Source organism: Spirochaetota bacterium (assembly GCA_017999915.1).
In the GTDB taxonomy this organism is placed as follows: Bacteria; Spirochaetota; UBA4802; order UBA4802; family UBA5550; genus RBG-16-49-21.
Genome location: JAGNKX010000024.1, coordinates 28,476 through 50,274, shown reverse-complemented (window position 1 = coordinate 50,274; position 21,799 = coordinate 28,476). Strand labels below are relative to the sequence as shown.

The 21,799-nt window shown below is 54.2% G+C and carries 18 protein-coding genes; 14 read left to right on the top strand and 4 right to left on the bottom strand.

Annotated features, from left to right (window positions below):
* Positions 1-49: 49 nt before the first annotated feature.
* The 4 genes from KA369_23370 (at position 50) to tnpA (ending at position 5,017) form a co-directional block, all read left to right on the top strand.
* The gene (locus tag KA369_23370) at positions 50-1,993 is read left to right on the top strand and encodes a polysaccharide biosynthesis protein (GenBank protein MBP7738930.1); all 1,944 of its coding nucleotides are present in this window, start codon (positions 50-52) and stop codon (positions 1,991-1,993) included.
* Positions 1,994-2,367: 374 nt separating this feature from the next.
* A complete protein-coding gene (locus KA369_23365) occupies positions 2,368-3,540 on the top strand; it encodes a glycosyltransferase (protein ID MBP7738929.1) in 1,173 nt (390 codons plus the stop codon).
* 12 nt (positions 3,541-3,552) lie between these two features.
* A complete protein-coding gene (gene galE / locus KA369_23360; protein MBP7738928.1) occupies positions 3,553-4,557 on the top strand; it encodes a UDP-glucose 4-epimerase GalE in 1,005 nt (334 codons plus the stop codon).
* A 118-nt stretch (positions 4,558-4,675) separates the two neighbouring features.
* On the top strand, positions 4,676-5,017 hold the full coding sequence (gene tnpA / locus KA369_23355; GenBank protein ID MBP7738927.1) for an IS200/IS605 family transposase: 342 nt from the start codon (positions 4,676-4,678) through the stop codon (positions 5,015-5,017).
* A 122-nt stretch (positions 5,018-5,139) separates the two neighbouring features.
* Here tnpA and KA369_23350 read toward each other — a convergent pair whose 3' ends face one another.
* Positions 5,140-5,988, bottom strand: a complete 849-nt coding sequence (locus KA369_23350; protein ID MBP7738926.1) for a flagellin — start codon at positions 5,986-5,988, stop codon at positions 5,140-5,142.
* 503 nt (positions 5,989-6,491) lie between these two features.
* Between KA369_23350 and KA369_23345 the strand changes: the two genes are divergently transcribed.
* Positions 6,492-8,006, top strand: a complete 1,515-nt coding sequence (locus KA369_23345; GenBank protein ID MBP7738925.1) for a DUF1846 domain-containing protein — start codon at positions 6,492-6,494, stop codon at positions 8,004-8,006.
* Between the two features lie 41 nt (positions 8,007-8,047).
* A complete protein-coding gene (locus KA369_23340; GenBank protein ID MBP7738924.1) occupies positions 8,048-8,677 on the top strand; it encodes a Crp/Fnr family transcriptional regulator in 630 nt (209 codons plus the stop codon).
* Here KA369_23340 and KA369_23335 read toward each other — a convergent pair whose 3' ends face one another.
* A complete protein-coding gene (locus KA369_23335) occupies positions 8,678-9,940 on the bottom strand; it encodes an HD domain-containing protein (protein ID MBP7738923.1) in 1,263 nt (420 codons plus the stop codon). It lies immediately after the preceding gene.
* 214 nt (positions 9,941-10,154) lie between these two features.
* On the opposite strand from KA369_23335, the gene KA369_23330 reads away from it, so the two are divergent.
* The 6 genes from KA369_23330 (at position 10,155) to KA369_23305 (ending at position 17,872) form a co-directional block, all read left to right on the top strand.
* Entirely contained in the window at positions 10,155-11,726 is a 1,572-nt protein-coding gene (locus KA369_23330) for a sigma 54-interacting transcriptional regulator (GenBank protein ID MBP7738922.1), read from the top strand.
* A 349-nt stretch (positions 11,727-12,075) separates the two neighbouring features.
* Complete coding sequence (gene amt, locus KA369_23325; protein MBP7738921.1) at positions 12,076-13,500, top strand: ammonium transporter; 1,425 nt, start codon at positions 12,076-12,078, stop codon at positions 13,498-13,500.
* A 51-nt stretch (positions 13,501-13,551) separates the two neighbouring features.
* Positions 13,552-13,893 carry a P-II family nitrogen regulator gene (locus KA369_23320; GenBank protein ID MBP7738920.1) on the top strand — a complete coding sequence of 114 codons (342 nt, stop codon included), beginning with the start codon at positions 13,552-13,554 and terminating at the stop codon, positions 13,891-13,893.
* Positions 13,894-13,984: 91 nt separating this feature from the next.
* Positions 13,985-15,010 (top strand): hypothetical protein, encoded by a 1,026-nt coding sequence (locus KA369_23315; GenBank protein ID MBP7738919.1) that lies wholly within the window; start codon positions 13,985-13,987, stop codon positions 15,008-15,010.
* Between the two features lie 168 nt (positions 15,011-15,178).
* A complete protein-coding gene (locus tag KA369_23310) occupies positions 15,179-16,525 on the top strand; it encodes an NCS2 family permease (protein MBP7738918.1) in 1,347 nt (448 codons plus the stop codon).
* Positions 16,526-16,543: 18 nt separating this feature from the next.
* A complete protein-coding gene (locus tag KA369_23305; protein ID MBP7738917.1) occupies positions 16,544-17,872 on the top strand; it encodes a serine/threonine-protein phosphatase in 1,329 nt (442 codons plus the stop codon).
* A gap of 6 nt (positions 17,873-17,878) precedes the next feature.
* Here KA369_23305 and KA369_23300 read toward each other — a convergent pair whose 3' ends face one another.
* Complete coding sequence (locus KA369_23300) at positions 17,879-18,463, bottom strand: flavin reductase family protein (GenBank protein MBP7738916.1); 585 nt, start codon at positions 18,461-18,463, stop codon at positions 17,879-17,881.
* 248 nt (positions 18,464-18,711) lie between these two features.
* Between KA369_23300 and KA369_23295 the strand changes: the two genes are divergently transcribed.
* A complete protein-coding gene (locus tag KA369_23295) occupies positions 18,712-19,491 on the top strand; it encodes a hypothetical protein (GenBank protein MBP7738915.1) in 780 nt (259 codons plus the stop codon).
* Between the two features lie 68 nt (positions 19,492-19,559).
* Here the strand turns inward: KA369_23295 and KA369_23290 are convergent, their stop codons facing one another.
* Positions 19,560-20,447 carry a hypothetical protein gene (locus KA369_23290; GenBank protein MBP7738914.1) on the bottom strand — a complete coding sequence of 296 codons (888 nt, stop codon included), beginning with the start codon at positions 20,445-20,447 and terminating at the stop codon, positions 19,560-19,562.
* Between the two features lie 503 nt (positions 20,448-20,950).
* Here KA369_23290 and KA369_23285 point away from each other — a divergent pair.
* On the top strand, positions 20,951-21,799 hold an 849-nt coding region (locus KA369_23285; protein ID MBP7738913.1), incomplete at its 3' end, for an ABC transporter substrate-binding protein.

The following is a 21,799-nucleotide window of genomic DNA, read 5'->3' as shown; positions in this document are numbered from 1 at the left end:
AATAATAAATACCTTAGATTCATAATAGCCACGAGGAGATAGAAGCTGAATGGAACCTTTATATCCAATCAGTCGTCGAAAAATTCTATATATCGCCTTTGATGCCCTGATTATAACAAGTGCATATGCTCTATCTTTTATTATTAGATTTTATCCTTTTTATAAAGAAAACTATTATTTTCTCAATGGCTTGGTTTTTTTAGTCCTGATTCTTTCATACTTAATTCCGTTTTATTTATTTCAGGTCTACAGAATAATGTGGGCCTTTTCAAATATTAAAGATATATACCGCCTTTCTATAGCCAATATAGTTGGCTTCATATGTTTTTTAAGTTTTGTCGCAATGTTGCATATTCCATATTCACGCATAATCGTTGTTCTTACTTTTTTTATGATATATGGAGGAACAATTTTTTACAGGGTATTGATAAGGGATTATTTTTACCGTTTTAAGGAGAAGGTGTCTCCAGCGAATTTACTGGAGAAGATAGGTGCAGAAAAAGAAAAAACTGATCGAAATAATACTAAAATACTTATAATTGGCGCGGGAGAAGCAGGACGGTCTTTGCTCAATGAATACACGCGCAGGGGGATGAATCGTAAGGTAGTCGGCTTTTTAGATGATAATTCATATAAAATCGGCAAGATACTCAATGGAAAAACCATATATGGACCAATAGATGAAGTTTTGACTGTGATTGATGAAAAAGAAGTGAATGAAATTGTTATTGCCATTCCTTCAGCCAGTTCAGAAGTTATCAGCCGAATAATGCATTATATTGGAGATGAATATTCGAAAATACCAATAAAAGTTTTGCCTTCTCTAATTGAGGTTGTTGATAAACGGCCTCTTTTATCTTCTCTACGAAAAGTTGGAATCACTGACCTTATTGGAAGGGAAGAAGTTTCAGTGAATACCGATATTATTGAGCATGAATTTATAGATAAAATAATTCTTGTTACTGGAGCAGGGGGTAGTATCGGTTCGGAAATATGCAGGCAACTTTTAAAATTCAAGGTTAAACGAATCATAATGATAGGCCGAGGGGAATATTCTATTTATAATCTTGTGAAAAGTATGTCCGAAAGTTGTGAATTTCTTGATTTTTGTCCGGATTTAGTATATAGAATAGTAGATGTTAAAGATAAACGGCTCATGGAAAAAGTATTCGATGAATTTAATCCAGATATTGTCTTTCATGCTGCGGCCCATAAACATGTTCCACTTATGGAGTTTAACGAAATTGAAGCCATTCAAAATAATGTATTTGGAACGAATAATGTTATTGAGTTGGCACATAAATACAGGGTGGCCCGATTCACCCTTATATCAACAGATAAAGCGGTGTGTCCTGTAAATGTTATGGGCGCGACTAAAAGACTCGCAGAACTTGTTGTTCTTCATTGTTATAAAAAATATAGAATGAATGTTTCAATTGTCCGATTTGGCAATGTAGTGGGAAGTCGTGGCTCGGTGATACCTTTGTTTCAAGAACAAATTGAAAAAGGCGGACCAGTAACTGTCACCCATCCGGATGTAACCAGGTATTTTATGTCTATCCCTGAGGCCTCACTTTTAGTCATTAATGCATCAGCCTTTTCGAAAGGAGGCGAAATCTTTGTCCTTGATATGGGTAAACAATATCGTATTCAGGAAATAGCAAAAAAACTTATTGAGTTATATGGATTAAGAGTCGGGGTAGATATTAATATCGTTTTCACCGGTCTTCGTCCTGGAGAAAAATTGTACGAGGAACTTTCATATACTGATGAGAGCCTTAGGGCTACCCCAAATAATAAGATAAATGTAATGGATGGCACAATAAATTGTACAGGTAAAAAAACAGTTGAAAGCCTTTTAGAAGGAGGCACTGACCATTTGTTTGCAATGAATAAGAAAGAAATTAGATATATGATCAATGATATTATTTCTGAATATGATCATTCAGCATCATCATGTACTGATGACGGAAATGATAGACTTATTTCATAATTAGTCTAGTAGATAATCAAATATTAATTATTATGCTATAATTGTGTGATTCACATTGAATGTTTTAATCTGAGACTGCACAAAGATTTGGATAAACGGCCATATCAATATTCATTAGACAAGGAGTAGGATATGACATTAGACAAAGATGAAATTATCAAGAAATTACTCAAAGACATAGATTTCCCCTTCAGGATTTTATTTTAATCCAATTTTGATTAACAACTTATTCCTCTGCAGAACCCCATTCGTATTTTTTCCTGACAAGTTTAATTAATTCTTTTAAAATAATCCATCATTGTAGATACTGTTATTTAATAAAAATCCGGATTATGATTGAATAAAAATATTTTTGACTAGCTTATATAAAGAATATGAAACCCCACGCAGCCTACATAGACCACTCATACCACAAGATCACCGGATCGACCCGCTTTTTCATCGATCTTCTCTCCGCCGCATTCAGGGTGGACGTGTACTGGGACGAATCGTGGAACGGCGGCCCTCCGGCGGACCTGGCAAAAATCGCCGATGGTGATTACGATGTCATAGTCTTCTTCCAGACCATGTATCCGCCCTACCTTCTTGATATTCTGAATTGCGCAAACATCATTTATATCCCCATGTATGACAATGCCCGCGCCATGGACGATTCCTTCTGGCTGCGGTTCAGGGACATGGTGCGCTTTATCTGTTTTTCGTCATCACTCCATGAAAGGCTCTCCGGCCTTGGACTGCAATCGAAATACATTCAATATTTTATACAGCCTCACAAGGGGCCCGGTATTACTGATTTCACCAGCCTGAGGGGTTTTTTCTGGCAGAGACAGCATGATGTCACATGGAAAGAGGTGGGCAGGCTCATTAAAAAGACCCGGTTCTCCAGGTTCTATCTCCATGGAGCTGTTGATCCCGGTTTTGAATTTTATTCTCCTTCAAAGAAGGAGACAAGGAAATATAATATCTCCACCTCCGCCTGGTTCCAGAGCAAAAAGGATTTTACTGGTGTTTTAAGGGATTGTAATGTGTTTTTCGCCTCGCGCTGCTATGAAGGCATCGGCATGTCCTTCATCGAGGCGATGACCATGGGTCAGTGCGTGGTAGCTCCCGACAGTCCGACCATGAACGAGTATATCGCCAATGGTGAAACCGGGTTGCTCTATGATATTGATAATATCAAGCCCATCGATTTAAGCAACGCCGCTGCAATGGGCAGCCGCGCCAGGGAATATTGCGCGGAAGGGTTCCTCAGGTGGAACAGGGCCAGGGATGCGCTGCTGGAATTCATGTATTCTTTTTCTAAAAGAGGGCGCTCAAGGGCGAAGGGAAAGAATAAGGGCTCCGATGAGACAGCTGAGGGGAAAAGAAGAGCATTGTTATATTCGACCTTGCAGGAGCAGTACACACACTCGGAATCCGTGAAAAAGGATAATGAAAGGCTCAATGAGGAATTGAAAAATGTTTTTTCCAGTTATTCCTTCCGCCTTGGGACCATGGTCCTGGCGCCGGTAAAAGCCGTGATCGGTCTTATGAAAAAAATAATTTGATTAGGCCTGACAATGAACTCCACTGAAACCATTCTCATCGTCGGCGGCGCCGGCTACATCGGCTCCCATATAAACAAGTCCCTCACTCAAAAAGGCTACCGGACCATTGTCGTTGACAATCTTGTCGCCGGCCACCGTGAGTTCGTGAAGTGGGGCGAGTTTCATCTGTGCGATCTCAGCGATATGGACGCGCTCCGAGCCGTTTTCGCAGGGCGCGGCATATCAGCGGTGATGCATTTCTGCGCTTTTACGTTTGTGGGCGAGTCTGTGGAGAATCCGCAGAAATATTACCAGAACAACGTGGCGAACACCCTCAATCTCCTCCGGGTGATGCGGGAGTTCGGCGTCGATAAGTTCATATTTTCATCCACCGCCGCCATTTTCGGCAATCCCGTCATGGTGCCGATATCCGAAGACCATCCCCTGGAGCCCATCAATCCCTACGGCAGGAGCAAGCTCATGGTTGAGCGGGTCCTGGCGGATTACGCCCGGGCCTACGGCCTTCGCTATGCGGCCCTCAGGTATTTCAACGCGGCCGGGGCCGATCCGGACTGCGAGGTCGGCGAATGGCATGATCCTGAAACGCATCTGATCCCCCTGGTCCTGGACGCCGCCCTGGGCAAGCGGGAAAGCCTGGCCATTTTCGGGACCGATTATGACACCCCGGACGGGACCTGTGTCCGGGATTACATCCACGTGACGGACCTGGCGGCGGCCCATATCAGCGCCCTGGAGCATCTTGCCCGGGGCGGGGCCTCCGATGTGTTCAATCTCGGCAACGGCACCGGCTTCTCCGTCAGGGAGATCATAGACACCGCCCGGAAGGTGACCGGCAGGGACATCCCCGTCCAGGAAAAGGGGAGGAGGGCCGGGGATCCGGCCGTGCTCATCGCCGACTCGGCCAAGGCCATGTCCGTCCTGAACTGGAAGCCGGCCCATGCCGATATCGGGGAGATCGTGGAGACGGCGTGGCGGTGGCAGCAGAAGTTGTACAGGGAATATAAGAAGCCCCTCTGATAGGGTGGGGTTTAAACCCCACCCTATCAGAGGGGCTGATTCTTTGCCGCAACAAAAAAAATTTAATAAATAACCGATCGTATTCGTATACATGATATAACAATCATGGAGATATGTCATGTCCGAAAATACATACCGGGATATCGCCTTTCATATAGTTTTTTCAACAAAAAATAGAGAGGATGTCATAACACTGCCAATGATGATTCAACTAAGGGCCATTTTTAAAGAAAAGGCCGAAAATCTTGGTCTGATATTACATATTGCTAACGGCCGGGAAGACCATGTCCATTTGCTGATTTCAGCACCACCGAAATGGAGCGTGTCGGAAATCGTAAAGAATCTGAAGGGTTATTCATCATATAAATTTCCGGATATGTATTGGCAACGGGGATACGGTGTTTTTACCGTTGACCGAAGTTCATTTGACAGGGTGTTTAAATATATTCAGAATCAATAATTTCCTTCTGCTAGGGTGGGGATTAATCCCCACCCTAGCAGAAGGAATAAAGTGCCAATGACAACAAAAAAGCCGTCCTTTTAGGGACGGCTTTTTCAATAATATGAAGTGATTTTGTGCCGTTACCGCAGCAGCTCCATGACCGTCTGCGACTTCGCGTTCGCCTGGGCGAGCATCGAGGTGGCCGCCCGTGTCAGGATCTGGTAGCGCACGTAGGACGACATCTGCTCCGCCATGTCGGTGTCGCGGATGCGGGACTCCGACGCCTGCACGTTCTCGTAGGCGTTCATCAGGCCCTTGGCCGCGTGCTCCAGGCGGTTGTAGTAGGCCCCCAGGTCCGCGCGCTGCTTGGAGATCACCCGCAGCGCCTCGTCGCACAGGCCGATGACCGAGTTGGCCTTGCCCGGCGTCGAGATGGAGATGAAGGTGAGCACCGTCGGGTTCCTGAGGCCCAGGGCCGCCGTGGTCATGGTCTCGATGAACACCCGCTCGCGCTGGTGCATGTTCGGCCCCATGTGGAACCACATCGACGCCGTCGGGTGGAGCCGCGCGAAGGCGCCGGTGAGGAGCTTCATCTTGTTGAACTCGGCCTGGGACGATATCCGGTCGACCTCGTCCACCAGCTCGGAAACCTCCACCTGGATCAGCTGACGGTCCTCGTGGGTGTAAATGCCGTTGGCCGACTGCACCGCCAGCACCCTGATCCGCTGGAGAATCGCGTGCACTTCTTCGAGGTAACCTTCGGCAGTCTGGATCATCGACATGCCGTCCTCGGTGTTGCGCTCGGCCTGTCGGAGGCCCTGGATCTGGGAGCGCATCTTTTCCGAAACGGCCAGGCCCGACGCGTCATCGCCGGCCTTGTTGATCCGCATGCCCGATGAGAGCTTTTCGATGTCCTTGGTGATGTTCCAGTCGTGAAACTTGAGGGTGCGGTGGGAAAAAATGGCCGCAACGTTGTGGTTTATAATCATGTTTTTCCTCCTTGAAATTCCATGCCATCATCCATGATAGCATTGATACATTTTTCTATGTATATTCTGGTATTCGTCAACTCCGCAGCGTATCCTAAAACCCAATATGAATTGATTATCGGCAAATATTATAAAATATAATTAAAAATCATCGATTATCGCTGATTTTATATTGAAAATGAATTAATTCTCTCTTCGGAGTGTTTGAGGAAAAGAGGTGTGGATATTATTTTGTTGCGAAATCGTGCTTTGCCCCTGACCCTGATAAAAACAGATTTGTAACAGGACAATTTGAAATTTCAGATATGTATAATAATCCCCTGTTTCCTCTGCGATCTCCGCGTTGATAATTTGATTTTTCGAGGTTCCCTCATGGAATAGTAATGCTTAATTGCCATTTAGCGTGGCTTAAGTAATTCTTCTTGATTTTTTATGCCGCTGAAAAGCATTGTATTATGTCTGTTTGGCAATAACGATGGAGAGATTCCCGAGAGGATTAATTAATGAAAACAATCGGTTTCGATAACGAAAAATATCTCAATGAACAACGAAATTCGATCCTGGAGAGGGTGAAGCTGTTCGACAACAAGCTGTACCTGGAATTCGGGGGCAAGCTGATGTTCGACTACCATGCGGCGCGGGTCCTCCCCGGGTACGATCCGAACGTGAAGATGCGGCTGCTCCAGAAGCTGTCCGACAGCGCGGACATCATCCTCTGCATCTACGCGGGCGATATCGAGCGGAAAAAAGTGCGGGCCGATTTCGGCATCACCTATGACGCGGACGCTCTCAAGCTCATAGACGACCTGAAGGACTGGGGGATAAGCATCCGCGCGGTGGTGATCACGCGCTTCGAAAACCAGCCGGCCGCGAGCATCTTCAAGAACAAACTGGAGCGCCAGAACATCAAGGTCTACACGCACCGGTACACCAAGGGCTATCCCACCGACGTGGACCTGGTGGTGAGCGACGAGGGATACGGCGCCAACGAGTACATAGAAACGATAAGCCCCCTGGTGGTCGTGACCGGCCCCGGCCCCGGCAGCGGGAAGATGGCCACCTGCCTCTCCCAGGTGTACCACGACCACAAGCGCGGCATCAGGAGCGGGTACGCCAAATTCGAGACCTTCCCGATCTGGAACATCCCGCTGAAGCACCCGGCCAACATCGCCTATGAAGCTGCCACGGCCGATATCGGCGACTTCAACCTCATCGACCCCTTTCACCAGGAGGCCTACGGGAAGATCGCCGTCAACTATAACCGCGACGTGGACACCTTTCCCGTGCTGAGGAGGATCCTGGAAAAGATCATGGGCGGCACGTCGATGTACAGATCACCGACGGACATGGGGGTGAACTGCGCCGGCTTCGGCATCACGGACGATGAAGCCGTGCGCGAGGCCTCCCGGCAGGAGGCGATCCGGCGCTATTTCCGCTATTCCTGCGAGTACGCCCTGGGCTTCGCCAGCAGGGAGACCGTGCAGCGGGTCGAGCTCCTCATGGACGAGCTCGGGGTCAGGCAGGAAGACCGGATCGTGGTGGAGCCGGCGCGGAAGGCCGCGATCGAAGCGAAGGAGAAGGGAAAGGGAAACGAGGGTATATACTGCGGCGCCGCCATCGAGCTCCAGGACGGCGCCATCGTGACCGGGAAGAACTCCCCCCTCTTCCACGCCGCCACGAGCGTCATTCTGAACGCCATCAAGAGGCTCGCGGAGATCCCGGACCGCATTCATCTCCTGTCGCCCCAGATCATCGAGTCCATCAAGAGCATGAAGGGAGACGTGCTGGGAGCAAAATCCGTGAGCCTGAACCTGGATGAGACCCTTATCGCCCTTTCCATCGGCGCCGCCACCAACCCGTCGGCCCACGCCGCCATGGAAAAGCTGAAGGACCTGGCGTCGTGCGAGATGCACATGACCCATATCCCGACCCCCGGCGACGAGGCGGGGCTGCGCAAGCTGGGCATTAACCTCACCACGGAGCCGTTTTTTTCGACAAAGAGCCTATTTATCGCTTAAGGGACCGAACCGCCCTGCCGTATTTATTCATGGAGGATCCTATGAGCAAACTGGTTAAATACTTCGGGGTAAACATAAAGAAGGGCGATTTCATATTTCACGAGGGCGACCCCGCAGAGGTCATGTACATGATCCACAAGGGGAAGGTGCAGATCAGCAAAGGGATCGGCACGTTCGATGAAAAGATACGGATCCTGGGAGAGGGGGAGTTTATCGGCGAGATGGCCGTCATCAATTCCATGCCCCGTTCGGCCAACGCCCTTGCCGTCGAGGACTGCATTCTCATCAAGATGGACCGCGAATCGTTTCACAAGACCGTTCAAAAGAACCACGAATTTTCCGTGAGCGTCATCCAGCTCCTTTCCGACCGCCTGCGGGAAACCGACGAGATGCTGATGGTCTACGCGAAGAACGACCGTGTCCAGAGGCTCTACGCCGAGGTCATGGCCGAGATGGTGATCGCCGGCAAGAGAGACGGCTCCGGGCAGTGGTGCCTTCTGAACAAGGAGGCCTTCGTGAAGAAGGCCGTGGAGCGCCTCAGGTGGGAGCGGAACAGCATCCTCTCCATCATTGCGGAGCTGATCGCCATGGACAGGCTCAAGCTCAAGAAGGATAAAAGCGGGTCGGAATGGATCGCCTTCAACACCGAGAGGGATTCATTTTTAAGGTGATCAATCCGCGTCGGGATAGCGCTCCATGATGTTGCGGATGACGTCGATGCAGTCGAAGAAAATATCCACGAGCTCCGGGTCGAATTTTTTTCCCGACATGAAACGGATCTCATTCATGACCGTAACATGGTCCCACGCCTCTTTGTAGACCCTTTTGGACGAGAGAGCGTCAAACACGTCCGCCAGCGCCACGATTCTTCCGAAAATCGGTATTTCCTCCCCTTTGAGGGCGACCGCCGTACCGTCAGGCCTTTTTTCGATGGGCTCTCCCGTTTCCACGTCGATTTTCCCCGGATAACCGGTGCCGTCCCAGTTTTCGTGGTGGGTCAGGGCGACCTCGGCCGCCATTTCGTCGAACTCCGACTGGCGCAGCTTGAAGAGCCGCGCCCCCAGAACGGAGTGGGACTTCATGATCTCATATTCCTCCGGCGTGAACTTCGAGGGCTTCTTTAGAATCAGGTCCGATACCGCGACCTTGCCGACGTCGTGAAGCATGGCCGCCATGCGGAGGATGTCTTTTTTCCGGAAAACCTCGTCGCGGGGGACCTGCTTCTGGTAGGCCCATCGCTCGTACAGCTCCACCGCGTAGGAGGCGACGCGGTTGACATGGGCGCCGGTTTCCTTCGGGTCCCGGAGCTCGGCCATGTTTATCATCCTGAGGATGAGGGCGCGGGTCATCTGCGCCCTCTGTAAAATAATGCTGGCCATGTTGGCGAAGTGGAGCGCTATCATCTCGTCTGCCGAATCGAAGGATCCGCAGAATCCGGTGGTTTCATCGAAGCAATCCCTGTTGTCATCGGGGTTAAGCGAATTGATGATCTGCATCACGCCGAGGACCGCGTTCAGGTTGTTCTTCAAAGGGATGGTGAGCATCGACTTGGTGCGGTATCCCGATTTCCGGTCGTTGGTCGGGTCGAACCGGTACGGGGCGTCCGCGGGAAGAGTGTAGGCGTCCTTGATGTTGATGATCTCGCCGGTGAGGGCCGCGTACCCGGAGATGGAGCTCCTGTTGATCTTCGTCTTGAAGGTCGTGTAGATCAGCTTTTCCCCGGGTTTGAGCTTACGCTCGATGGACTCCGTCTGCACGTGGCTGGTGAAGACCAGCTCGTCCCCTTCCTTGATCTGGATGGACCCCGCGTCGGCGTTCAGGATCTTCCGCGCTTCGGTAAGGATCCTGTCGAGAAGTATGTCCAAATCCTGCACGGTATTGAGCTCCGCGCTGAGCTTGATGATGTCGTTCAGCTTAACCGTTTTATCGTGCATTGGCTCCGCCGTAGATATATACAAATATGACTAAAGATAACCATGAAATGTCATTATTGCAATTACTTTTTCGGGGGATCTCCAATGTTTCAACAAGGTAAAATTGTTTTTTTATGTTCAAAATAATGGAGACGCTCAGGTCGCTGACTCGGTATATTGTATCAGGTCGATGGAACGGAAGCAGCCGCCTGTAATCAGGGGGATTGCCAGATTCATGAAGGGAGGTGCCGGGGTGCCGATCGAGATTTGCAAAGATGAATCGCGGGAAATGCGCGAATTGACCCTGTTATATGAAATCAGCGGCGCCCTGAACGGCACCTTCGAGCTGCGCACCGTTCTGGATCACGTGCTGTCGATGATGGCCGAGCGGATGGATATGCTCCGCGGCACCTTCACCATCCTCAACAGAAAGACCGGCGAGATCGTCATAGACGAGGCCTACGGCCTCACGCCGGACGAACGGGCCAAGGGTCGATACAGCGTCGGGGAGGGCGTCACCGGGAGGGTGGTGGAGACCGGTCTTCCGGCCGTGGTCCCCCGCATATCGGACGAGCCGCAGTTTCTCGACCGGACCGGCTCGCGCAGGAGCCTCGACAAGGAGGACATCGCCTTTATCTGCGTTCCCATAAAGACCGGCAACGAGGTGATCGGCGCCCTTTCCGTGGACCGCCTGTTCAATGAGACCGTGTCCCTGGAAGAGGACGTGCGGCTTCTCACGATCATATCCTCCGTCATCGCCCAGGCCGTGCGCCTGCGCCAGCTCGCCCAGGAGGAGCTCGAGAAGCTCCGGGAGGAGAACCGGCGCCTCCACGACGAGCTGAAAACGGCGAACCGTCCGGATTCCATCATCGGCAACGCCCGGTCGATGCTGGAGGTGTACTCGCTGGTCGAGCGGGTCCGCGACACGAAGACCACGGTATTGATACTCGGCGAAAGCGGCGTCGGGAAGGAAAAAGTGGCCCAGGCCATACATTACGGCTCCAACCGCGCCGACCGGCCCTTCGTGGCGGTGAACTGCGCCGCCCTTTCCGAATCCCTCATAGAGAGCGAGCTCTTCGGCTACGAGCGGGGCGCCTTCACCGGCGCCGTGGCGTCCCGGAAGGGACGGTTTGAGTTGGCCGACGGCGGCACCCTCTTCCTTGACGAAATGGGCGATCTCCCTTATCTTATGCAGATCAAGCTTCTCCGTGTGATCCAGGAGCGGGCCTTCGAGCGGATCGGCGGCACGGCCACCATAACCGTCGACGTCCGGATCATCGCCGCCACGAACCGCGACCTTGAGTCCCTGGTGCAGGAGGGAAAATTCAGGGAGGATCTCTTTTACCGCCTCAACGTTTTTCCGATCGTGGTGCCGCCCCTGCGGGAGCGCACCTCCGACATCATGCTCCTGTCCGACCATTTTGTCGAGCGGTACGCCGCTCACCACGGCAAGAAGGTGACGCGCATCTCGACGCCGGCCATCGACATGCTGATGTCGTATCACTGGCCCGGAAACGTGCGCGAGCTGGAGAACTGCATCGAGCGGGCGGTCATCCTTACCACCGACGGCGTCATTCACTCCTATCACCTTCCTCCCAGCCTCCAATCGGCGGACGCCGCAGAAAAAAGCGGAAAGGGAACGCTGAAGGACATGGTCTCCACTATCGAGAGAGAAGTCATCGTCGAGGAGCTGAAGCGCTCCAAGGGGAACATGTCAAAGGCGGCCAGGGCCCTGGGCATCACCGAGCGGATCATGGGCCTCCGGGTGGAAAAGTTCGGCATAGACCTGAAGCGCCTCAAGCAGTAGTTCCTCATCCCGCCTGATCCCCTGTGATTACTCCTACATTTATGTAGCTCAACAAATCCCAATCCTACAAAAATGTTGCTTACTCTTCTTTCTTCTTTTTTTCCGCAGCGCCCGGCAGTTGAAAAACCGTATGCCGATCAGTCTCTGAATGCATTATAACAATAAACGATTACTCTTTGTTACGGCTGTGTTAACTAGTCTTGCTCACGCATGGTATCAGGGCGCCTTCCTTGCGATTGGCACGGTCCGTGCTATATAGAATGATATGTATGAATTTCCGGCGGACCGCTTCATGGCGGGTTTTCAAAGGATAGTTCAAAGATTCTATCAATAGTGTTTTGGAGGACATATGAGTAAAGTTTTCACAGCAGTATCGCTGGCGCTGTTCATCGGCGTTGCGGCGATGAAGGTTTTCGGCGCTGAAACCGCGCCCGCCGCGGCCGTCACGCCGAATGCGCTGGAGGCATTCAAGAAATCGATGCAGGTCGGCGTCGATACGGCCTGGGTGCTCTTCACGGCATTCCTCGTCTTTTTCATGAACCTGGGCTTCGCCATGGTCGAATCCGGGCTCTGCCGCGCCAAGAACTCGGTGAACATCCTGGCGAAGAACTTCATCGTCTTCGCTATCGCGTCACTTTCGTTCTGGCTCATCGGCTGGGGCCTGATGTTCGGCAACGGCAATCCATTCATAGGCCTTGAAGGTGTCTTTTTCGCCGGCGGCGCGGACAACAGCCCGGCTCTGGGCGACGCCTACCAGGGAGCCTACAAGGCCCTTAACTGGACCGGCGTGCCCCTGTGGGCCAAGTTTTTCTTCCAGCTGGTTTTTGCCGGCACCGCGGCGACCATCGTTTCCGGCGCGGTGGCGGAGCGCGTCAAGTTTAAATCATTTATCGTATTCTCATTCATCCTTGTCGCAGTCATGTACCCGATCACCGGGCACTGGATCTGGGGCGGCGGATGGCTCCAGAGCCTCGGCATGTTCGACTTCGCCGGCTCCTCGGTGGTCCATTCCGTGGGAGGCTGGGCGGCCCTGGCCGGCGTCATCCTCCTCGGCCCTCGCTTCGGCAAATACCGCGCCGACGGCTCGGTGAACCCGATCTTCGGCCACAACATGTCGATGGTGACCCTCGGGGGACTGGTGCTCTGGTTCGGATGGTTCGGCTTCAACCCGGGATCCACCATGGCCGTCGGCGACGGCGGCGCCATTGCCCACGTGGCGGTCACCACCAACACGGCGGCCGCGACCGCGATCCTGAGTTCCGCCGTCATGTCATGGATCATGCAGAAGAAGCCCGACCTCTCCATGATCATCAACGGCGCCCTGGCGGGCCTCGTGGCCATCACGGCTCCCTGCGCTTTTGTCAGCGTGAAATCGGCCGCGGTCATCGGTCTCATAGCCGGCATCCTGGTGGTGCTTGCCGTTGTCATGTTCGACAAGCTCAAACTCGACGATCCGGTGGGCGCCCTCTCGGTGCACCTGGTGAACGGAATATTCGGCACCCTGGCAGTGGGACTCTTCGCCCAGGACAAGATCACCGGCACGGCCACGGGGAACGGCCTCTTCTTTGGCGGCGGCATGAAGCTCCTCGGGGCTCAGGCGATCGGCGTCGTGGCCGTGGGGGCCTTCACCTTCATAGTGGCCTTCGCCGTCTGGTTTGTCATCAAGCTGGTCATGGGCATCAAGGTGTCCCGTGAAGAGGAAATACAGGGCCTGGACCTCGGCGAGCACGGCATGAAGGGATATCCCGATTTTCAGGGATTCCTGACCAAGTAACAGGGGCCGTGTGCGGGCCGATACAGAATAAACCAAAAAGGAGATAACAGCATGAAACTCATAATAGCAGTGGTCCAGCCCGAGAAGCTGACCGACGTAAAGCAGGCTCTCACCGAAGCAAAAGTCGGCAAGATGACCGTTTCCAACGTCATCGGGTGCGGCTCCCAGGGAGGCTATACCGAAACATACCGGGGCGCTGAAACCGAGGTGACCCTCCTTGACAAGGTGCGCTTCGAGATCGCGGTCAACGATGACTTCGTGAAGCCGACGGTCGACGCCATCGTGAAGGGGGCGCGGACCGGGAACATCGGTGACGGGAAGATTTTCGTCGTTCCCCTCGAGGAGTGCATCAGGGTCAGGACCGGTGAATCCGGCAGCGACGCCATCGGATAGGAATTGCCGTGACGCGGCGGGCCTTGCCCCGCGGGGCAAGGCCCGCCGCGGCCGTTTGAATATACGCATTTTATATCATGGAGATTGAATAATGAAAAAGCTTATCAGCAGCATTGTAATGGCAGCGTTCCTTGCCGGGGCTGTGTACGCCCAGGAAAAGAAGGATGACGCGGAAAAAAAGGGCGATCCCATAGGGCTTGCCTTCGGGCTCGATTACTACAGCACCTACCTCTGGCGCGGGACGAAATTCTTCAACGGCGACGGCGCCTTTATCCCCAAGGTTTCCTGGAACGTCATGGGAACCGGCCTGGTGCTTTCCGTGGCCGGCGAAATATCGTCGAGCTGGGTCTTTAACGGCTTTTCAAAGAAGCCGGGGAAATATGAATTCCGCTATGATTCGTCCGGTAACCCCATACGGAGGAAGCTGAATTTCAACCACCTGGCCTACGCCACCCAGAGCCTCGACGTGGGAGCGGATTATTCCTACACGATCAAGGACGCGGTTACCATCGGAGCCAGCTTCTGGTACTGGTGGTATTTCAACTCGCGGAATGCCAGGGAATACGCCCGGCCCCAGGTGGACGGACTGAACACGGTGTCGTACGTCGACGTCAGCTTCTTCACCACGACCCTGACGGTGGGCCTCCCCATCGTTCCCTATATCAACCCGACCATGTCGGTGACCCATGACTACTACACCGGCCTCAAGCGGGGCGGCGATTATTACGTGACCCTGGGCATCAGCCATCCCTTTGAGTTGACCAAAGAGGTGGTGCTGACCCCGGCTCTCACGGCAGGGTACTACTATCAGAACACCGCGAAGATGACCCGTTATAATGTCATGGTGGACGCGGCCGGCGGCGCCCTTGACACCACGTCGAGCTTCGCCTACAGCGGCCAGACCAGGACCATCACCTACGGCGGCGTGAAGCAGACCAGGACGCCCCTCAAGAAAGGCGTGAGCGATATCACACCGAGCCTCTCCCTGACCTATACCAGGGGGCCGGTCTCTCTGAACGGCGGGTTCTACTGGTGCATCGTCCCGTCAAAGACCTGGTACAACGGCGCCGATGTCCATCGCCTCTATGCCAAGGTCGGCGTGTCGTGCTCGATTTAAATACGTAATAGAAAGATAAAAACTATCGATAAAACCCTCCCCCTCGACGGGGGAGGGTTTTTCATCCGCCTGATTTCAAAAAAGTCCCGCATTTTCCCTCAATAATCTTATTGACATATTGCCGTCATTTCCGAGACAATATATCATCCCTTTTCCAGGAGCCCTGCCATGTTAGAGACGATCAAGCGCTACTTCAGATTCCAGGAACTCAACACCGATTTCAGGCACGAGGCCATGGGGGGCCTCACGACCTTCATCACCATGGCCTACATCATCATCGTGAACCCGAAAATACTGGAAGCGGCCGGCATCCCCTTCGGCCCCTCCATGGTGGCCACCATCATATCCGCCTTTTTCGGCACCATGCTGATGGGCATCTACGCCAGGCGGCCCTTCGCGGTGGCCCCCTACATGGGGCAGAACGCCTTCATCGCCTTCACCGTGGTCAAGGTGATGGGCTTTTCCTGGCAGACGGCCCTGGGCGCCATTTTCATCGGCGGCATGCTTTTCACGGCCCTTACGCTTTTCAGGGTCCGCTCCTGGCTCGCGAACCTTATTCCCATGAACCTGAAGATAGCCTTTGCCGTGGGGATCGGTCTATTCCTCACCTTCATCGGCCTGAACGAGTCGCACATCGTCTCCATCGGCGTGCCCGGCGCGCCGGTGAACATCGGCAAGCTGTCGCACCCTGAGCCGCTCCTAGCCATCGTCACGGTCCTGATCATCGCCTTCCTGATGATCCGCAGAATCAAGGGATCGATGCTCATCGGCATCATGGGCATCACCGGCGCCGCCCTGCTGCTCCAGTGGCTCGTCCCGGGCATCGTCCCGGAGGGCGCGAAGCTGGTCCAGGTGCCGGAAGCCCTGGTGAGCCTTCCCCCGAGTCTCGGGCCGGTCTTCCTCCAGCTCGACATCCTGGGAGCCCTCTCCTGGGGGTTCTTCTCGGTCATACTGACCGTGTTCGTCATGGATTTCGTCGATACCATGGGGACACTCATCGGCCTGTCGTACCGGGCGAAGCTTCTTGACGAAAAGGGAGAGCTCCCGGAGATCGAGAAGCCGATGCTCTGCGACGCTCTGGCCACCACCGTGGGGGCGCTCCTCGGCACCACCACCACCGGGGCCTACATCGAGTCAGCCGCCGGCATCGAGGAGGGGGCCAAGTCCGGCTTCGCCTCGGTCATTACGGCGTTGCTGTTTCTCTCGGCGCTCTTCTTCGCGCCCCTCTTCTCGGTGATACCGTCCTTCGCCTTCGGCCCGGCCCTGATCATCGTGGGCATGCTCATGATCTCGCCGGTGGCGAGCGTCAACTTCGAGGACCTGTCGGAGCTCTTCCCCGCTTTCATCACCATCACCCTGATGTGCTTCACCTACAACCTGGGGATCGGCATGACCGCGGGGTTCGTTTCCTACCCGATCATCAAGCTCTTCGCCGGGAAAATCCGCGAGGTGAACGCCGGGATGTGGGTGCTCTTCGTTTTTTCACTGGCGTTTTTCATATTTTATCCTTACTGATAGGACGGCGCCGGCTCCATGATGAAGCCTCCTGATTCCGATGAACAAAGGCTGAAGGACGAGTTTCGCCTTTCGATGCTGAACAACTATCTCAGGTTTTCGCTGATCGGCATTGCCGTTATTTTTGTCGGGGTCGCCTATTACATCTCCGAGGATTATGTGAACGGTCTTCCCCGGATTTCGGTCTTCTTCCGCCTCGTGCCGGTGGCCCTTTCAGCGGCGCTCCTGGCGGCGCTCCTGTCGCCGCTCCGAAAGAAGGCGGCCATCATCATCGCGCTCTATTACATCTGCTTGTGCGGCCTCATGACCATGATGGCCGGCCTGACGGTACTTGTCGCGGGGACCGGCAACTACGAAACCTATGTGCTGGGCACCGTGGTGGTCATCCTCTGCTGCTACCTCTGCAGCTTTCTCGGGGCGAAATATCTCGCCCCGGTCTACGCCCTGCCGATGGCGGCCGCCCTGGCCGCCATCATCGCCGAAGGCAAAATCCCCACGGGCCGCATCATGATATTTTCGAATCCCATCATCGTCGCCGGCGTCTGCTGCCTCATGGCGGAGATCCAGAAGAACATCAGGTTCCGGGAGTTCCGCTCCAACAGGATCATCGAAGGACAGAACGAATTGCTGCAAAAAGAGCTGACGCTGGCCATGGCGGTCCAGCGCAATATCCTGCCGGGGGCGATGCCGGCCCGGAGGATCGTCGATGTGGCGGCGGCCTATATCCCGATGATAGGGATCGGCGGCGACCTCTACGACTTCATCGATTTCAGGGACGACGACGCCTTCGGCCTCTTCGTGTGCGACGTGTCGGGCCACGGGGTGTCGGCGGCCCTGGTGTCGAGCATGGTCAAGGCGCACCTCAGCACCGTGCGCTACGCCTGCGAATCGCCGGCGGAGCTCCTCCGGTATCTGAACGAAAAGCTGTCGGGCCAGATCGGCGACCACTTCGTCACCGCCTTCTACGGCATCTACCGCCGGTCGGACCGCTCCTTCACCTTCGCCCGCGGGGGCCACAGCTACCCGGTGCTGGAGCATGGCGGCGAAATAACGGAGCTCCGGAGCAGGGGCGGCTTTCTCGGCAGGTTCAGGGCCATGGCCTTCGAGGAGCGGCGGGTCACCCTCGAGGCCGGGGACCGCCTCATCCTCTACACGGACGGCATCATCGAGGCCCGGGACCGCGGGGGTAACTTCTACGGCGAGGAGCGGCTCATGGAGTCCCTCAAGGAGAACCGGGCCCTGGAGGGGGGCGTCTGCATCGACGCTATCATCGGCGCGGTGAAACAATACCAGGGCCGCGATGATTTTGATGACGATGTGTGTATTATAGCCATGAAGACGCTCTGATCCGCGTCATTTGTTCCTCTTCAGCTTTTTCCTTCTCCGCACGCTGTACCCGAAATAGCCCATGGGCCGTCCCAGGCCGCAGTAGTCGCCATGGTTGTAGCAGGCCAGTCCCGCTCGTTCCATGCAGAGTTTGCCCTTTTGATCAATGAGTGTCTCATCCACGTTGACCGCCACGACCCGGGCGAGGAAGAGGTCGTGGGACCCAAGGGGGATGATATCCGCCACCTCGCACTCGATGTTGACGGGGCTCTCCGCGATGATCGGAACCTGGACGACTGACGCGGGCTCGGCCGTGAGCTTCAGGGCTTTGAACTTGTCCACGGTCCTCCCCGATTTGACGCCGCAGAAGTCGGCGGCCCGCACGAGGCCCCGCGTCACCAGGTTGATCACGAACTGCCTTTGCTCAACGATGAGGCCGTGGGAATAGCGCTCCGGCCTCACCGATATGGACACCATGGGCGGGTCCGAGTTGACTGTGCCGGTCCAGGCGATGGTGATGATGTTGGGCGCGCCGCGGGAATCTGCGCAGGTGACCATGGTCACCGGCACCGGGCTCAGGATCGTCGAGGGTTTCCATTGCAGTTTTGCCATAGTGTCCGCCTGTCGTCGAGTCGGTATCCAGTTCATCATGGGGGGGAGAAGCTATTCTGTAAAGTTATTTACCGGAACGGAGCAAACGGGGCCTTGTCGGGTCTCCGGTTATTTGCTTGACGAATTGACAATCATGCATAAAGGTAAAGGGGGATATATCCCACTCATTGAGGATGATATCCGGCGCTGTCAAAGGCCTGGGTTAACGAAACGATAGAACCAATTCACCAAAAGGAGTCAACGAGCCTATGAAAATCACTGATGTAACGAATGGTATTAATCGATTAATGTCCGGCCGGCGCACGGCGGCGGGCCGCCTTGCCCTGGTCCTCCTCCCCCTTTTCCTGCTGACCCAGTGCTTCCAGGTTAGTCATGTCCTTGACCTGAAGGACGACGGTTCCATGGACGTGCGCTGGCTCTTCCGCTTCTCCAAGGCCCTTGACCAGGCCCAGAAGGGGCAGCAGCAGGGCGGCGAGAAAAAGGAGCAGGGCCTTGGCGACATGATGGAAAAGGAAAAGAAGGAGCTGCCGGAATCACTCAAGGGCCTGGTGAAAAACCTGAACTTCAAAAAGATCGATTCCGAGTACGACGCGGGCATGGAGATATCCTTCATGGTTCCCGATTACGCGAAGTTCCCCTTCGACAAGATCAAGAAAGAAGAGTTTCCCATGATCCCGCGGTACAATGTCGCCGCGAAACAGATCGTGTTTCACTTCGAGCCGATGAAAAAAGAGGGTGAGAAGAAGGGAGCCGAGAAAAAGGACGCGGCCCCGGACGGATCGCCCTCCGGGGACCAGTCCATGGACCAGATGGGCAAGCAGATCAGCCAGCTCTTCCTTTCCTCGGTCCGGTACCAGATCTTTCTCGGGAAGAGAATCAATCCTGAAAGGATAGTCATAAAGAAGGGAAAGGAAGAAAAGAAAGTGGACATGCAGAAGATCATGGACATCACCATGATCGACCTGCCCCTCTTCTCCATGTTCGGGGAGAAAGAGGAGCCCTTTGACATGATCATCTATCTCAAGTAGATTGATGGAACGGCAGTCCCGGCCGGCGCCCCGCCCCGGGGCATACGCGCGCCCGGGCTGCCGATTTTTTAACGCTGTTTCATCCTGCCGTAGTCGAGAATATATTTTTTCTTCTTCATTTCCTCTTCCACGCGGTCGCGGTAATCCCGGGAGGCAAAATGCCTGATCAGGCCTTCGGTGACAGGAAGGATCTGTTCCGACGGCTCGAAGGGAACGGGCTTTCCAGTGACGGCGTCGAGGATGGCGCCGTCCACGAAGGCCCAGCTGAGCTCTGCCAGGGTATGGGACCCCAGGTCGCGGAGGACGCCCCTCATCATCCCTTCCCGCGCAGGGTCCATGTAGGTGAATTTCCGGGAGTACATGACCGCGGCGTGAAAATGCTCCGGAACGTCCAGGGCCGCGTCCGCCATGAGGTCCCGCCCGATGGTTTCGACAAGAGGCCCGAGGAAGCGCACGGCCCCGAGGCCGGGGCGGTCCTGGCCGGGAAGGCGCGGCCGATCGGCCGTGAACTTCCGGCGCGGATCCTGGAGGGATATCCATTCAATGGCCAGGACGTTGAAGCGGCCTCCCGGCGCGACGGCGCGGGCGCCCTTCGTGCCCGGGGTGTAGAGTATCTGCGAGAGGCGCAGGTCCACCAGGAGCCGGTCGGGTCCGGCCTTGGCGTCGTACACCTTGAGATAATGGATATTGTTCGGGTCCCTGTCGATAAGGAGAAGAGGCTTCGTAAATCCCGTGGTCCGGAGGTGTCCCATGAGACCGGTTCGCTCCATGATATCCGCGAGCTCCCGGTCGTCATAGCGGTTGAGGAACAGGTCCTGGCACGCGCCGGTGCCGGATATGGAGGCCATGGTGCACTCAAACCGTTCCGGGCTGAAATCATAGGTCTCGAATTTTGACCTGTCCTGGTGCTTTTTTTCACCGGATAGGGTTCGGAATAATCGTGATAAAAGTCTCATGGATAGCTCTATTGTTGAACAATCTGTTCGGAACGGGTTTGCCAATGGTCAACCCGCTACATTATCAGTATTTCTTACATAGCCTGAAATGACAAGTCTAATTAGAAGATGCCTCAAAAATGCTATTATTGACTTTTTTCTGTCATTGCGAGCAAAGCGAATGGTATACCCCCCCTGACCCCCGTAGGGGGCAAGAGTGAAATATCTTGCCGTTGATATTCGATATATTTCGACTGAAAGTAATGTCCTCACCCATAGGTTATTTGATTCATGCCCCCTTTGGGGGACAGGGGGCATGCTGTAATATTTTTTACATAACTTTTGGTTAACTATCCATAAATAATAATACCGGCGCCGCATAGTGCTTGACGAAATCCCCCGAGGAAGGTTCATTTATCCTTTGTAAAACGGCTTCAATCACAGGTGCCGGATATGGGGGAGACGGATAAAACCCGCCGCCGGCAATCCATACAAACAGTTAACATGTCAGAGAGGGAGGACCTATGTCGTTAAAAAAATTCTGTATCATAGTGATATGCCTGGCGCTGCTTCCTTTGAGCTTTTCGTGCAAAAAGCGGAGCGGTGAGACCATCAAGATCGGCGCGATCTTCGCGGTGACCGGGCCGGCTTCGTTCCTGGGGTCTCCGGAGGCGAAGACCGCCCAGATGATGGTCGACGATATCAACGGGAAAGGAGGCGTCAACGGCAAGAACCTGGAGCTCGTGGTCAAGGATTCGGCCGGGAGCCCCGAAAAGGCGATTTCCTTCGCCAAGCAGCTCATTGAAGAAGACAAGGTCTTCGCCATCATCGGGCCGTCCACCAGCGGCGAAACGATGAAGATAAAGACCATCTGCGAGGACGCAAAGATGATCCTCATCTCCTGCGCGGCCGCGGAAGTGATCACGAACCCGGTGGCGAAATACATCTTCAAGGTGGCCCAGAACGACAGCTTCGGGGCCCAGAAGATCTGCGAGGTGATGAAAAAGAAAGGGATCACGAAGATCGGCCTCGTGTCGAGCAACGACGGATACGGCATCGCCGGCAAGGAGCAGATGGAAAAAGCCGCGGCCAGGAACGGCATCGCGGTCCTGATCAGCGAGGTCTACGACAAGAAGGCCACGGACCTGACCGGCGTCCTCACCAAGCTCAAGGCGAAGAACGTCCAGGCCGTGGTGAACTGGTCCATCGTGCCGGCCCAGTCCATCGTACCGAAGAACATGAAACAGCTCAACATGGACATGACCCTGTTCCAGAGCAGCGGCTTCGGGAACATCAAGTACGCCCGGGAGGCCGGCGAGGCCGGCGAGGGGATCATCTTCCCCTGCGGGCGGCTCCTCATCGCGGAATCGCTG

Bases quoted from the DNA above. Each gene is read 5' to 3' on its own strand.
- KA369_23370 (MBP7738930.1), top strand. From the start codon at position 50: ATGGAACCTTTATATCCAATCAGTCGTCGAAAAATTCTATATATCGCC.
- KA369_23365 (MBP7738929.1), top strand. From the start codon at position 2,368: ATGAAACCCCACGCAGCCTACATAGACCACTCATACCACAAGATCACC.
- galE (MBP7738928.1), top strand. From the start codon at position 3,553: ATGAACTCCACTGAAACCATTCTCATCGTCGGCGGCGCCGGCTACATC.
- tnpA (MBP7738927.1), top strand. From the start codon at position 4,676: ATGTCCGAAAATACATACCGGGATATCGCCTTTCATATAGTTTTTTCA.
- KA369_23350 (MBP7738926.1), bottom strand. From the start codon at position 5,988: ATGATTATAAACCACAACGTTGCGGCCATTTTTTCCCACCGCACCCTC.
- KA369_23345 (MBP7738925.1), top strand. From the start codon at position 6,492: ATGAAAACAATCGGTTTCGATAACGAAAAATATCTCAATGAACAACGA.
- KA369_23340 (MBP7738924.1), top strand. From the start codon at position 8,048: ATGAGCAAACTGGTTAAATACTTCGGGGTAAACATAAAGAAGGGCGAT.
- KA369_23335 (MBP7738923.1), bottom strand. From the start codon at position 9,940: ATGCACGATAAAACGGTTAAGCTGAACGACATCATCAAGCTCAGCGCG.
- KA369_23330 (MBP7738922.1), top strand. From the start codon at position 10,155: ATGAAGGGAGGTGCCGGGGTGCCGATCGAGATTTGCAAAGATGAATCG.
- amt (MBP7738921.1), top strand. From the start codon at position 12,076: ATGAGTAAAGTTTTCACAGCAGTATCGCTGGCGCTGTTCATCGGCGTT.
- KA369_23320 (MBP7738920.1), top strand. From the start codon at position 13,552: ATGAAACTCATAATAGCAGTGGTCCAGCCCGAGAAGCTGACCGACGTA.
- KA369_23315 (MBP7738919.1), top strand. From the start codon at position 13,985: ATGAAAAAGCTTATCAGCAGCATTGTAATGGCAGCGTTCCTTGCCGGG.
- KA369_23310 (MBP7738918.1), top strand. From the start codon at position 15,179: ATGTTAGAGACGATCAAGCGCTACTTCAGATTCCAGGAACTCAACACC.
- KA369_23305 (MBP7738917.1), top strand. From the start codon at position 16,544: ATGATGAAGCCTCCTGATTCCGATGAACAAAGGCTGAAGGACGAGTTT.
- KA369_23300 (MBP7738916.1), bottom strand. From the start codon at position 18,463: ATGGCAAAACTGCAATGGAAACCCTCGACGATCCTGAGCCCGGTGCCG.
- KA369_23295 (MBP7738915.1), top strand. From the start codon at position 18,712: ATGAAAATCACTGATGTAACGAATGGTATTAATCGATTAATGTCCGGC.
- KA369_23290 (MBP7738914.1), bottom strand. From the start codon at position 20,447: ATGAGACTTTTATCACGATTATTCCGAACCCTATCCGGTGAAAAAAAG.